Here is a 13,447-nt window from a genome sequence, read left to right as displayed (position 1 = left end):
AAAAAATATAAATTGAACAAAATGATTAAACCAAAAACAGAAGTACCAGATTTAAGCTTAGACTTGATTAACGATACCCAATGGAATTTGAAGGCCCAACGTAGCGATGCATTTACAATGTTAGTTTTTTACAGGGGACTGCATTGTCCGGTTTGTAAAAAATACTTGGAAACCTTAGCCACAAAGCTTGAAGATTTTAGTAAACGTGGTGTTCATTTAATAGCAATTAGCTGTGATAGTGAGGCACGTGCAAAAAAAACGGGTAAAGAATGGAATATTCCAGAATTGCCTATAGGTTATGAATTATCTATTGATAAGGCCAAGGAATTGGGCCTTTACATATCAAAAGGCATTAAGGGGTCAGAACCGGAAATATTTTCAGAGCCTGCGCTATTTTTGGTTAGGCCAGATAATACGCTCTATGCATCCTCGATACAGACCATGCCTTTCGCACGCCCCGATTTAGATGCTATCTTATCGGCCATAGATTTTATAGCTAAAGAAGAATATCCGGCAAGGGGAGGCGCATAAGTTGTAATGAAAAGCTAGTAAATAAACAAGCGGTAGAAAATTTCTACCGCTTGTTTGTTTAAAAATTAATTTTTAATCCCTTTGCTTTAAATCTACTATCGAATTATCTTTTTCAAAAGCAATAATAAACCGTATTTTTTAACTCCACTGAAAAGTGTTCCAATCCAATTCATAGGTTTCAAATCTTCCTTAAATTGATTTTTTGTAAGTTTTAATTCTTCCATTTGAATTTTACGCTGTAAACTCAATGTCAATAGCGCTAGCTTTATATCCTCTAAGGAGTTGAATTCTTTCTGTTTCATTAGTCAAAATAATTTTTTGAAAGTTTTAGTAGGATAAACTTTTCAATTCGTTTTCTTATTAGGAACGTTAAAGCTATCAACACAAAAAATGATAGTCCTACGATTAAATAGCCTGTGGATGCATCTTCAAAATAAGTATTTAAGCTCACAGCCGCAGTAATGGCCAGAAAAATTAATCCTAAAGTAGATAGAATGCCGTAAATTAAAGCTTTGCATCCAATAGAAAAAACAATGGCCAATTGCTGGAATACTTTTAACTCGTAGTATTCTTTGGTTAATCTAATATATTCCTCCCCTTTGGACGCCGCTTCAGAACTGGTGGTATCTAATGCTTCTATAATCCCCATTTACGATTTTTGAAGTTTCTTGTTCTTTGCTTTTAATTCTGATAATTTCTTTTCCAAAGTGGTAATCACATCTTCTGTTTTATGACTAACATCGGAAACGATATGCTCTAGCTGGTTGTCCAATGATTGTCTTTTAGATGCTACGGTTGCTGCAGCACTATCTCTTAACTCGTACGTCGTTTCTGCGATTTGATCTCGTGTTGCTTCTGCTTGTTCCGCAATTTTTCTTCTTGTTGCAGACCCTTTGTCAGGTGCAAATAAAATGCCCAAGGCAGCTCCGATCGCTGTTCCTGCAAGTACTCCTAAAAATGTATTTCCGTTATCGTTCATAAATCTGTTTTTAAGTTATTACTGATTGAATTATTACAAAGATGGAAGTAAACACTAGAATAGGTTGACCCAAAAAAATAAAAAGTTGCTCTAGTCGGTAAATCTGTTTTGTGCTAAAATGAAAATGGATTGGAGCGTTTATTGTGAGTATATTAAAGTAGTTTGTGCCACACTAATAGATAAACTTATGATTCAAGTTATAAATCCATATACCGATAAACTTGTGGAGCAATATAAACCTCATACACAAGAACAAGTTACTAATCTGCTCAAAGCTTCAAAGAGTGCCTACGCAATCTGGAAAGACGAACGCGTGGAGGATAGAACTACCCTTTTAAAAAAGGTAGCCAAGCTTTTAAGGGATAGGAAGCAAGAGTATGCCGAACTAATTACCACAGAAATGGGAAAGCCCATAACGCAAAGTATTGCAGAAATTGACAAGTGTATTTGGGCCTGTGACTTTTATGTGGAAAATGCCGCCGAGTTTTTAGCAGATGCGTTGATACCGACCGATGCAGACGAGAGCTTTGTTAGTTACGACGCAATGGGCACTATTTTGGCGATTATGCCTTGGAATTATCCTTTTTGGCAGGTCATTCGCTTCGCGGCCCCAAATTTAACGGTTGGGAATACGGCTATATTAAAACATGCCTCTAATACAACCGGTTGTGCATTGGCATTGGAAAAATTATTTCTGGATGCAGGGTATCCGAAAGGATGTTTTCAAACTTTGATAATAGACCATTCAGCTCTAGAAGACGTGATAGGTAATGATGCCATACAGGGCGTAACCCTAACAGGGAGCGAAAAGGCCGCTAGGGCTGTGGCTGCTTTAGCAGGAAAATATTTAAAAAAATCGGTGATGGAGTTGGGTGGTAATAATGCTTGTATCGTTTGGGAAGATGCCAATTTAGACGCTCATATCCAAACTATGGTGCAAGCGCGGATGCAGAATACGGGCCAAAGTTGCATTGCGGCAAAACGTTTTATAGTGGTAGACAAGATATACAACAAATTTATTACGCTTTTTAAACGGGAAATACAAGGTCTGAATTCTGGCGACCCAATGGATGCCAAGACCGGAATTGGAGTTATGGCCAGGAAAGATTTGGCAAATACTTTGAAGGAACAGGTTAATGATTCTGTGCACAAAGGGGCTAAGCTAAGTCATGGTCACCTAGGGGAAGGTACTCATGTTGAGCCAATGGTATTGGAAAACGTTTTGCCTGGCATGCCTGCTTTTGAGGAAGAACTTTTTGGTCCCGTTGCCGCTATTATTCGAGCTAAGGATAGGGAAGACGCAGTTGCTTTGGCAATTAATTCAAAATTTGGTTTGGGTAGTATGCTGTTTACAAAGGATATAGATGCCGCACGTAAAAAAATCGCTTCCATTCCTGATGGTGGATTTTTTGTGAATGAAATGGTAAAGTCGGATCCTAGACTACCTTTTGGTGGAACAAAAGCGTCGGGTTATGGTCGTGAATTATCTAAAGAAGGCATGTTAGAATTTGTAAATAGGAAGACCGTATATATCAACAAGTAGATTAATCACCATAATATTTGAATAATGAAACAAGGAGAAGAACAAACAAAATTTGTGAAAGAGCCACAGGAGCCTACAAGGAACTATATTTTTCAAAAGAATCAAAAAACCAAAATCGGGACGTATATCGTTATTGGGTTTTTGGTTCTTTTGATTTTTGCGGTAATCGTGTCGCTAGTGTATTTTGGTTTTCCTGAAATGTAGTGGTAATAATATTGGCGTTTGGGTTAGGAAAAAGAGGAAGTACGGTAGTTAAAAGCTTGTCTTTGAAATAACTTTAAAAGTATATTTAAGTATTTGGTTTTGATGCAATAGAATGATGATGGTTTAGATTTCGGAATCAATGAAAATAAATAGGTAATCGTTAAAAGTAAAGGTCAAAACGGTGTAAGGGATTTAATAACGGATCAAACCGATACAGTTTCTTTTGTTGGCGGTAACGCAGCAGTAATCACAGTGGAATTTGTAGCGGTTATAATAACTACGGTAGGTATCATTAAAATTTATGATATTCCGAAATTGTGAATGAAGGCACAACCTGAGGAGGGTCTATAATTGTAAAAAAATAGAAGGTATAGCACTAAATTTCAAAAAGAGGTTAGGGTAATACCCAACTCCTTTTTGAAAATAAAAACCAGAAAAAAAAATAATCTTGATAAAAAATAGAATACAAAACACTACTTCTAAAATAGGTTATCTAGCCCTATTTTTATTTTTGTTTAGTGGGTGCGCAACCTATAAAGCACAGTATACAAAGGACAGTATAAGCGAACCTATCGTAAAAAAAGTAGCTCATACATTCTTCATTGCTGGAGGATTCGGTAATCAACCTGGTGAGGATTCCAAAGAAGTAGAGAAGCTTTTAAATCAGAAATTGAAAAAGGCCAATGAATATAGCACGTTACTGTTAGTAGGTGATAATATCTCTAAAGAAAAGGGCGCTTGGCAGCAAGATAAATTCCTGATTGACGAACAAGTACAGCTAGCAAAGGAGTTCAAAGGAGAAGTTGTTTTTTTGCCGGGAAATAATGAATGGAAAAGTAGACAGATCGACTCCATTCAGCGGGTAGAGGAGTATTTGGATGAGGTGAAGACGCAGGAAGACTACGTGCTACCTAAAAATGGATGCCCTATGGAATTTAGGGTTATTAATGATTCGTTGGATTTACTGCTCATAGATTCCAAATGGTTTATTTCTAACTGGTCCCGTGTAAAGGGAATCAATAAAAAGTGTACCAATATTGTTACACGAATGCGATTTGCAGAGGAGTTGGAAGGGTATATTAACGATGCACAAGGTAAAAATCTAATCATTGCTATGCATCATCCTATATTTAGCAATGGGGAAAATGCGGGTCATAAAAGCTTTAAAAGCCATTTGCTTCCATTGCCTATTGTTGGGTCCTTAGTAAATGGGATTTATGATTTAGGTGCATTTTCACCGGACAACCTAGTTTCTAGAAGGTATAATTATTTGCGTATTTTGGTAAGTTCTTTGGCTAAGGCTTCTGATCGAATTACAGTGATTTCCGGTCACGAAGAAAGTCTACAATACCTCTCCGGTGGTGACATCCATCAGATAGTAAGCGGTGCTATGGGCAGCAGTAAAGCCACAAAACGAACAACCGATGAAATAAATACCGTGGGTGGTAGCTTACCCTATAAAGGACATTTCACACATGGAAAAAAAGGCTTTGCTCAGCTAGATTATTTTACAGATGGTTCCTCTCAGGTTACTTTTATAACTGCTGATGACGCTCCAAAAACATTTAATGTGTTACCAGCATTTGAAAGTGGTACGGGCGATGCTTCCTACCCAAAAGAGGTTGCGGAAACCGTTCTTGATTCCGTTTACGGTCCTGAGGAGAATTTAGAGCATACCAAGTTTTTTAAATATTTATGGGGAGAGCGTTACCGTAATTATTATCATAAGGCGGTTACAGCTCCTGTTGTTTATTTAGATACCCTTTATGGAGGTTTGGAGTTTATGAAAAAAGGAGGCGGTCACCAATCCTATTCTATTCGCTTACAAGATCAATATCAACGAGAGTTTGCCATGCGTTCATTACGCAAGAACCCTCTTAAATACTTGCGTTTTACGGTAAAAGGGGTCGCCTATAATGAAGAGGAATATGTAGGTTCAATGCCCGAAAAGTTAATCTCTGATTTCTTTACCACAGCCCATCCGTATATGCAAATGGTAATTAACCCTATGGCCAAGGCTGTTGATGTAAATCACGCGAATACACAACTATTTTACGTTCCTAAACAACAAACGCTACAGGGTTTGAACAAGGAGTTTGGAAATGAACTTTACTTTATAGAACAGCGTCCGTCGGACGAACAACTAAATTATAAAGGGTATCGCAGAACCATTGATACAAAAGGAAAAATCACTGATTTTGAAAGTACGACGGACATGCTCGAGAAAATTAAAAGCGATGAATCGTATTCCGTAGACCAGCAAAGTTTTGTACGTGCCAGAGTTTTTGATATGCTGTTGGGAGATTGGGACAGGCACCAAGACCAGTGGCGTTGGGCGGAATATGAATCGCCGGGAGGTGATAAGGAGTTTATGCCCGTACCTAGGGATAGGGACAATGCCTTTCCAAAATTTGACGGTAGTGCTGTAGATATAATTCAATGGTTTATCCCTATTACAAGGCAATGGCAATCCTATGGCCCAACGATTGAAAATGTCAAATGGCTTAATTACAACGGAAGTCGATTAGATCGGGCGGTTCTTACGGATTACGACGCCACAGGTTGGGAGCAAGAAGCGAAATACATTCAAAATCATCTGACGGAGTCTGACATTGATAATGCCTTTTCCCGGTTACCCGAGGAGGTAAAAGACAGTACCGCAAATTATATCAAGAATAGCTTAAAACAGCGTCTAAAAAATCTCCCCAAGTATGCTAAGGAGTATGGAGCATATCTAAATAAACGCATTGCTTTGCATGCTTCGGAGAAGGATGACGAAATTAAGGTCATCCGCCTAGCAGATGGAAAAACCAAGGTAGTCATGAGACGATTATTGTCTGATAGAAAAAACGAAAAATTTTACGAGAGAACGTTTGATGCCGATCAAACCGAGGAACTCTGGATTTACGGATTGGGAGACAACGATAATTTTGAGGTATTAGGGAATAACAAAGCAAAAATAAAGATACGTCTTATAGGAGGATACGGAAAAGACGATTTTGATATTGAAAATAGGCAGCAATTAAAAGTATATGATTGGAAACAGGAAGAAAGCGAATTTAAAGGCGTAACTCCATCTAAACAACTTACCGACGTCTATAATACCAACACCTTTCATTGGCGCTACTTTAAGCCCAATCGCAACATTTTGGTTCCGAACTTTGATTTTAGAACGGATGACGGTTTTTCCTTAGGTGTTAAGAATACATTTATTGATAACGGTTTTAATGGAAATCCATACCGTCAAAAACACACCTTAAATGCGAAGTATTTCTTCAATTTTCAGGCAACCGAGCTAAATTACCAGGGAATATTTGCCAATATCATACCCAAATGGAACTTTGAAGTCGATGGCTACTTATCTTCACAGCGGTACGCCCAAAACTTTTTTGGTTTTGGAAATAATAGTCAAAACCAAGAAAATGAAGTAGGTAGGGATTTCTATCGCGCCCGTACGGAACAGATTAAATTAAGTGCTGGGATAGCCTATCATACGTTGCGATTTAAAGGCTTGTTCGAATCTTTCGATGTGGAAGAAATGGGAAACCGCTTTTTTACATCCACTAATTTTGATACGCCAATATTTGAACGCCAAAACTATGTAGGTGGTGAAACTTCTCTATATTACTATAATGACAATGCCGATGATTTTCCTACAAAGGGCATCTACTTTGGTGCAACTGCTGGTTATAAAACCAACACAGCATTGCGCAATAATAATTTTGGATATTTTGCTTTTGACACAGAGGTAATACAAAAATTGATTCCCTCTGGGAATTTGGTATTAAGTACCAAAGCGGAATATAAAACCAACTTTGGGCGCGATTACTTTTTTTACCATGCCCCGTCTATTGGTGGTGATAACGGATTGCGCGGTTTCCGTGACGAACGTTTTTCTGGAAAATCATATTTTTACCAGTCTTCGGATGTAAGGGTAAGAATAAAAAGATACGTAACTGCCTTGGCTCCCGTTACCGTGGGTGCCTTTGGAGGTTTTGACTATGGGAGGGTTTGGCAGCCAAACGAAGATTCTAATACCTGGCATACCTCTCAGGGCATCGGTGTTTGGGCAAGTGCAGGGAACTACCTAGCGTTTAATTTGGGGTATTTTAATTCTGTAGAAGGCAATTTGTTTCAATTTGGACTAGGGTTTGGGTTTTGATAGCCTAACTAGTTTATTTAGCACGGTACGGGCATGTATTAATAGCGGTTATAAATTTTGGTAATGGGTTTTTAGGACTTAACTATTTTCGAAAAACTTTGTGCCGAATAAAAAAATACAGGGATAAAGAGAATCAGCTCATGAACAAGTCTGTCCAAAAATTGAAATTAAATATTTTACTTGTAAAAAATCAGGATGGTTTTTTTGAAATTCTTAAATGAAGGCTATTTATTTAAAATTAATAAACAATGGAAAATATAGTACATAAAGCAGAACAATATGTTACCAATCTCCTATCAGACCAACTTGGTGCGGACTATTTGTATCATAACCTTAGGCATACAGAGCGAGTGGTAGCCAATGTACAAGAAATTATGGCGGCAGTTGAACTTTCAGATACACAAAAGGAAAACATACTTTTGGCGGCTTGGTTTCATGATACCGGCTACATTAATGGGGCCCATAAGCATGAAGAGAAAAGTTGTGAATTTGGCCGGGTTTTTTTAGAGAAGGAAGGCAGGTCTAAAACTGACATCGAAGAGATATGCACACTTATCTTGGCGACAAAACGCACGCATGAACCGACTACGGAACTTGAAAATATTATTAGGGATGCGGATTCGGGCCATCTGGCCAAAAAGGACTTTCGATCAATATCAGAAATGCTTCGTCAAGAACTTATTAAAACAGATAGCGCGAAGTACTCACCCAGCGAATGGCGCGCAATGAATATCGAAATGTTTAGAAGCGAGCATCGTTTTTATACGGAGTATGCCAAGGAAAATTGGTTGGAAGACAAGGATAAAAACCTAAGACGATTGGTCAAAGACCAAAAAAAAGAAACCAGGCTTATAAAAAAGGAAAAGCTGAAAGCAGAATTTAAGGATGGGATAGCCGATCGGGGCGTTCAGACCTTGTATCGTACAACGTTGCGAAACCATATTAAATTGAGCGATATTGCCGATACAAAATCTAATATCCTACTATCGGTAAATGCGATAATTATCTCTTTGGCCTTATCCAACCTAATACCCAAGCTGGATAATCCTTCTAACGACTATTTGATTATTCCCACTTTGATTTTTATAGTTTTTAGTATTGTATCCATGGTGCTTTCCATTAGTGCCACGCGGCCAAACGTCACCAGTGGAACGTTCACCAAAGAAGATGTTGCCAATAAGAAAGTAAACCTCTTATTCTTTGGGAATTTTCATAAAATGGAATTGAAAAACTATGAAAGTGCGATTGCCGAAATGCTGAAAGATAAAGGCTATATCTATAGTTCCTTGACCAAGGACTTATACTATCTAGGCGTGGTGTTAGAACGAAAATATAGAATATTACGCTGGACCTATACTGTATTTATGGTCGGGATTATACTTTCGGTAATATCCTTTGGTGTGGCTTTTCATTACTTTGGGCCAGAACGGGTATTGGAAACGGTTGTACCTCAGTAAACGAAGGCTTTTTGAAGGTTTTGAACCATAAGAGTTTTCAAGAACTCTTATTTGTATTCGCTCGTTCTGGGGCTTCCAAATTCTCTTTTCGCTCGTCTCCTTGTCCATACAGAGTGTTTTCTTCATCCGAAATACCAGCACTTGGCATCACATTGCTTGCATTTGTTCCGGGTACGTCCAAATCCTTTCCTGTAAAGTCGATACGTTCTTTTCTATTTTGTAATAAACGATCATCACCGGTATCCATGCTTAAACCTTCTTTTCTTAGCTTATTAAGGTCTTCTTGTGTAATATCTGAATTATAGAGATTGCTCTTATCTTTTTCTTTTTTCATATGTAGTTTATTAGGAGTTACTTATTTGTTGTTCTTTTTTTCTTTTTTGCAGCAGTTTATACCCCAAATAGGCAAACTGTGCGCCAACCAAGATTAATTTATATTTTCTCGATTTTACGAGGGCTGATGTAATCCCTATTATTGTTGTCGTTGTCATGTTTATTTATCTAATACCTGCTTTGTTTTTATACTTTCGTAATTGATCTTCTAAGTCGCGAATGGTTTCGGAAATAGCAGATTCAAAATTTTCTGCATTAGTTGACGCAAAAATTCTTGGTCCGGGCATACTCAAGCGTATATCGCATATTTGTTCTGCATCGTCACTACGGTTTTGAGTTTTAAAAAATACGTCTGCGCGGTGCACAAAATCAAATTTCTTATGTAAATGCTCCAACTTTTCTTTCGCAAAGTCTTCTAGCCTATCGCTGGCGGTTACTTCATGGTATTCGTATATAATTTGCATATAAACTATGTTTTTTGTTATTCCCGCGATTGTGCCAGATTTACTTCGGTAACCGTGGAAATCTTATTAAACTTATTTTTTAATTTCGATTTTCTTAATTGGTAACTTTATGAACCAACTTTCATTCAGAACCTATTTAGGTATTATTATATTTTCCAAAATAGGAATAGGTCAACTATCTAAAATTCATGACTGCCAAACCGCTACTGCCTCATCCCGTAGTAATTGAATCATATTAAATTCTTCGTAGCGTTTGTTGCTATTTGCCTCGTAGAACATATTGGAATAGATATACCCGTATTCTTTAGCATCATTTGCAGATGCACCAAAATAAATATTTTTGAAACCAGCCCAATAACTGGCCCCGAGGCACATCATACAAGGTTCACAACTTGTGTAGAGTACGCAACCGGATAAGTCCTTACTTTTGAGAACCATACAAGCTTTTTGGATTGCTGCTAATTCTGCATGCTGCGTACAATCTTGGTGTTGCTTTACGGTATTATGTACTTCTGCTACAATACTTCCGTCTTTCGTAATTACAGCGCCAAAAGCGCCGCCGTTTCCAGCTTTTCCTTCAAATGCCAAAGCAATGGCTCGTTTCATAAAAAATTCATGGTTTTCTTTCATTTGGTGTCATTTTGAATGAACCGCTTCTAACAGTTCTGATTTAGAGGTATACATTCCGTATAGTTTCTCGTTAGGATCCATAATTTTGGTGTCACTCAAATTTCCTACATACACTGCATCGAAACCAATATCTTCTATTAAATTTTGTACGGTTGCTTTACTTGGTTCATCTTGGGCGGCAAAAGGGATGGCCAATTTGTCCTGGGTTCTAAAAGCCCTGTCTCTCAAATATTCGGCTTTTATAGTATTAAAAGCTTTTGCCGTTTTAGCCGTACTAAATTTCATTGCGGTATATTCCGATGCGTTATAGTTGGCCTCGCGAACTTCTTGCGCCATGTCTCCATCGCGGTCGGGATAAGGATTTGTTGCATCTAATATTACACTATTAGCATATTCCCCTGCATACAATTCGGATATTTTATCAATAGCTTTAAATGGCATCGCTAAAAGATATACGTCTAACTTTGCTTCAAACGTTTCTGCTATACTTTTTGCACTTGTATTGGGACCTGCTTCTTTAACCAAACTGCCCAATTCCTCCGGATGTCTGGAACTGAATAATACTTCATGCCCAGCCGCTGCCCAATGCTTTCCTAAATTACCTCCAATTTTTCCACTTCCTATGATTCCTATTCGCATATTTTGATTTTTTAGTTTTGTTTTGCCTTGCAGTATTACACATCCAGGTGAGCAAAAATTTTACCCATCAAAGCTTTACTCAATAATACGGTTAAGTTGTTCTGGTTATTGACGCATTTCCACAAATAATTGCTGCTTTCCGTAACTGTGAATATGATGAATTAGTCTGTTGGATAGGGCTAAAGATTAATGTAATCCATCCAAGCTTTTTTGGTTTGTTTCGCTATCCTTAGTGACTTAAATAAAGATAATGATGAGGAATAAGATAGTATGGATGATGTTATGGACACCGTGTTTAGTGTTGGCCCAAGGTCCCAATTTTAACAATGAAGTTGAACTCGGTACAGATAATGATAAGTTTATCGCGTACACTACTACGGATAGAAATTACACCTATGGTATAAACGCCGCGTTAAGATGGAACCCTGAAAAGGATACATTTTTATCGAAGTTATTCCCAAATAAAAAGAAAAGCTATAATGGATTAGGGGTTAGTCTAAAAGCGTATACACCTAATTATTTAGATGAGCCAACTACTAACGAATCTATTATAGAACGGCCTTTTGCCGGTTGGAGTTATGTTACGTTCGAATCTACCTATACCTTTCAGAACTCATTTTTTCGTATGGGTGTGGAAACCGGAATTCTTGGTCCCGATTCGCAAGCAGGGCGTGTTCAAAATTGGTTTCATGAAACAATTTCAAACGATGCATTTGTAGATTGGGATGGACAGATTCCCAATCAATTGGGAGTCAATTTCACAAGTGCATACGCACATAAACTTTATAATTTAGGTTGGATCGATTCATATGGACGAGTAGATGCATCGGTAGGGAATATTTTCACCTATGTACGACCACAGCTTAACCTAAGAGTTGGAAAATTTAATGGAATAGGGGAGTCGGTCGCAAACCAAAACGGAATGTTGGCGCCCGCCAACACTTCAGAATTCTTCTTGGAATATGGTTTGGGTTGGAAACTGTCTGCCTACAACGCTACCGTTCAAGGCAATATATTCAATGAAAATAATAGAAATTCAAAAGAAATCAATAACACGATTTTTCTAATGCATTTGGGACTTAACTTTTCGTATAACCGATTTGGAGTATTGTTCAAATATCAATACGGAACTGGAGAGTTTGAACGTACACAAGTACATAGATTTGGCGCACTTAGATTACTATATCGGTTCAGATAGGGATAACCTATAACTTTTGATTAGCTTGTCCATATTCATTTTTATAAATACGAACTACAATTAAGAAAAGGCTGACCAACAACGGGCCAAAAATCAGACCGATAAAACCAAATAATGGTACACCAACCAACACACCGATCAATGTGATCAATGGGTGTACATCATCCAATCGCTTTAGAATATACAATCTAAAAATATTATCCGTTGCACCTATGGCTACGGTACCATAAATCAGGATTCCCCAAGCTTGAAATGTATTTCCATTAGATAGCGCCAAAAGGAATACGGGAACGGTGCCTAGCGCACTTCCTACAAACGGTATCATAGAGCCTACGGTTACAATGGCGCCCCAAAAAAAAGGGTCTGGAACACCAAAGATTAAAAAGCCTATAAGCCCAACCAGCCCTTGACCTAAGGCTACTAAGGGAATTCCCAAGGCATTGGCTTTTACTTTTTCGTTTGTTTCCTTACCTATGGTCTTTAAATTTTTCTCCTTCACCGGTATGTACTCGAACAAGGACTCTTTGAGTTTTTGTCTGTTGATAAGCATAAAATATAGAAGAAAATACATGACCATAATAGAAATAACCATACCAAAGGTTCCTCCGGCAAGGCTTTGAAGATTGTCGGATAACCAAGCAGTTATAGCACCCGTATCGATTTTTGAGGCCATGTCAACATTTAGTAAGCTTTCCACCCGTGACAATTGGGATTTGGCGGCATCGATTACCTTTTGTGAATTATCCACCGCATATTCAATTTTGCTGCCCATCATAAACCCCAAACCAACTACCGGAACCATAATGCATAAAAAAGATAATACCATTAAAAAAATAGCCGCCAAGTTGGTACGCCAACCTTTATCAACTAACACTTCCATAGGTTTTCGAAGAATCACATAAATGGTAATTGCTCCCAAAACTCCACTTAAATAGGGTAACATCTCTTGAAAAATAAGGACACCCATAAGTACAATAAGCAACAGGACAAAAATTTGCCGTATGATGTGCGGACTAATGTATTTCATAAATTATTTTTGGTTGGATGTACTGTCCTAATGGTTGCGTAACGCTTGGATTAGCTCCTTTTTGTCCATTTTGGACCTTCCTTCAATGCCGATTTGTTTTGCCTGTTGGTACAGCTCGTCTTTTGTCCGTTCTTCGTATTTGGAAGCTTCACCTCCTTTTTTTCCTGAGTTTTCGGTATTGGCAATTCGTGCCGATTTCTCTTTACTGTAGCCCTGATTCCGCAAAGCTTTATATTGCTCTTCGTCTTTTATTCGATTTCTTTCCATTGTTCTTGTTTTG

Annotated in this window: 15 protein-coding genes; 6 read left to right on the top strand and 9 right to left on the bottom strand. The window is 37.9% G+C overall.

Features of this window, described 5'->3' with window-relative positions; genetic code table 11:
• Window positions 1-21: 21 nt before the first annotated feature.
• Window positions 22-531, top strand: a complete 510-nt coding sequence (locus tag MS6x_RS03215; protein WP_482605326.1) for a peroxiredoxin-like family protein — start codon at window positions 22-24, stop codon at window positions 529-531.
• Between the two features lie 95 nt (window positions 532-626).
• Here the strand turns inward: MS6x_RS03215 and MS6x_RS03210 are convergent, their stop codons facing one another.
• The 3 genes from MS6x_RS03210 to MS6x_RS03200 are packed head-to-tail and all read right to left on the bottom strand — an operon-like array spanning window position 627 to window position 1,510.
• Window positions 627-833, bottom strand: a complete 207-nt coding sequence (locus MS6x_RS03210) for a hypothetical protein (protein WP_482605325.1) — start codon at window positions 831-833, stop codon at window positions 627-629.
• On the bottom strand, window positions 833-1,180 hold the full coding sequence (locus MS6x_RS03205) for a hypothetical protein (protein WP_482605324.1): 348 nt from the start codon (window positions 1,178-1,180) through the stop codon (window positions 833-835). Before MS6x_RS03205 ends, MS6x_RS03210 begins: the two co-directional genes overlap by 1 nt.
• Window positions 1,181-1,510: a YtxH domain-containing protein gene (locus MS6x_RS03200; RefSeq protein WP_482605323.1), complete on the bottom strand. Its 330-nt coding sequence runs from the start codon at window positions 1,508-1,510 to the stop codon at window positions 1,181-1,183.
• Window positions 1,511-1,697: 187 nt separating this feature from the next.
• Between MS6x_RS03200 and MS6x_RS03195 the strand changes: the two genes are divergently transcribed.
• The 4 genes from MS6x_RS03195 to MS6x_RS03180 all read left to right on the top strand — a co-directional run bounded on the left by MS6x_RS03195 (window position 1,698) and on the right by MS6x_RS03180 (window position 8,876).
• Window positions 1,698-3,053, top strand: a complete 1,356-nt coding sequence (locus MS6x_RS03195; protein WP_482605322.1) for an NAD-dependent succinate-semialdehyde dehydrogenase — start codon at window positions 1,698-1,700, stop codon at window positions 3,051-3,053.
• Window positions 3,054-3,077: 24 nt separating this feature from the next.
• A complete protein-coding gene (locus MS6x_RS03190; protein WP_482605321.1) occupies window positions 3,078-3,257 on the top strand; it encodes a hypothetical protein in 180 nt (59 codons plus the stop codon).
• Window positions 3,258-3,705: 448 nt separating this feature from the next.
• Window positions 3,706-7,419 carry a ShlB/FhaC/HecB family hemolysin secretion/activation protein gene (locus MS6x_RS03185; protein WP_482605320.1) on the top strand — a complete coding sequence of 1,238 codons (3,714 nt, stop codon included), beginning with the start codon at window positions 3,706-3,708 and terminating at the stop codon, window positions 7,417-7,419.
• Window positions 7,420-7,667: 248 nt separating this feature from the next.
• Window positions 7,668-8,876 (top strand): Pycsar system effector family protein, encoded by a 1,209-nt coding sequence (locus MS6x_RS03180; protein WP_482605319.1) that lies wholly within the window; start codon window positions 7,668-7,670, stop codon window positions 8,874-8,876.
• Window positions 8,877-8,913: 37 nt separating this feature from the next.
• Here the strand turns inward: MS6x_RS03180 and MS6x_RS03175 are convergent, their stop codons facing one another.
• The 4 genes from MS6x_RS03175 to MS6x_RS03160 form a co-directional block, all read right to left on the bottom strand.
• Window positions 8,914-9,210, bottom strand: coding sequence for a hypothetical protein (locus tag MS6x_RS03175; protein WP_482605318.1), 297 nt, complete (start codon window positions 9,208-9,210; stop codon window positions 8,914-8,916).
• A gap of 163 nt (window positions 9,211-9,373) precedes the next feature.
• Window positions 9,374-9,673, bottom strand: coding sequence for a ribosome hibernation-promoting factor, HPF/YfiA family (gene hpf, locus MS6x_RS03170; RefSeq protein WP_482605317.1), 300 nt, complete (start codon window positions 9,671-9,673; stop codon window positions 9,374-9,376).
• 186 nt (window positions 9,674-9,859) lie between these two features.
• Window positions 9,860-10,303, bottom strand: coding sequence for a nucleoside deaminase (locus MS6x_RS03165; RefSeq protein ID WP_482605316.1), 444 nt, complete (start codon window positions 10,301-10,303; stop codon window positions 9,860-9,862).
• A gap of 6 nt (window positions 10,304-10,309) precedes the next feature.
• Window positions 10,310-10,942 carry an NADPH-dependent F420 reductase gene (locus MS6x_RS03160; protein ID WP_482605315.1) on the bottom strand — a complete coding sequence of 211 codons (633 nt, stop codon included), beginning with the start codon at window positions 10,940-10,942 and terminating at the stop codon, window positions 10,310-10,312.
• A gap of 250 nt (window positions 10,943-11,192) precedes the next feature.
• Between MS6x_RS03160 and MS6x_RS03155 the strand changes: the two genes are divergently transcribed.
• Window positions 11,193-12,140 carry a lipid A-modifier LpxR family protein gene (locus MS6x_RS03155; protein WP_482605314.1) on the top strand — a complete coding sequence of 316 codons (948 nt, stop codon included), beginning with the start codon at window positions 11,193-11,195 and terminating at the stop codon, window positions 12,138-12,140.
• A gap of 7 nt (window positions 12,141-12,147) precedes the next feature.
• Here MS6x_RS03155 and MS6x_RS03150 read toward each other — a convergent pair whose 3' ends face one another.
• Window positions 12,148-13,167 carry an AI-2E family transporter gene (locus MS6x_RS03150; RefSeq protein WP_482605313.1) on the bottom strand — a complete coding sequence of 340 codons (1,020 nt, stop codon included), beginning with the start codon at window positions 13,165-13,167 and terminating at the stop codon, window positions 12,148-12,150.
• A gap of 27 nt (window positions 13,168-13,194) precedes the next feature.
• A complete protein-coding gene (locus tag MS6x_RS03145) occupies window positions 13,195-13,434 on the bottom strand; it encodes a DUF7218 family protein (protein ID WP_482605312.1) in 240 nt (79 codons plus the stop codon).
• Between the last annotated feature and the right edge of the window lie 13 nt (window positions 13,435-13,447).

It is taken from the genome of Maribacter sp. MS6, from assembly GCF_056839185.1.
The sequence above is the reverse complement of the archived record's forward strand: the minus strand, read 5'-3'. Positions and strand labels throughout refer to the sequence as shown.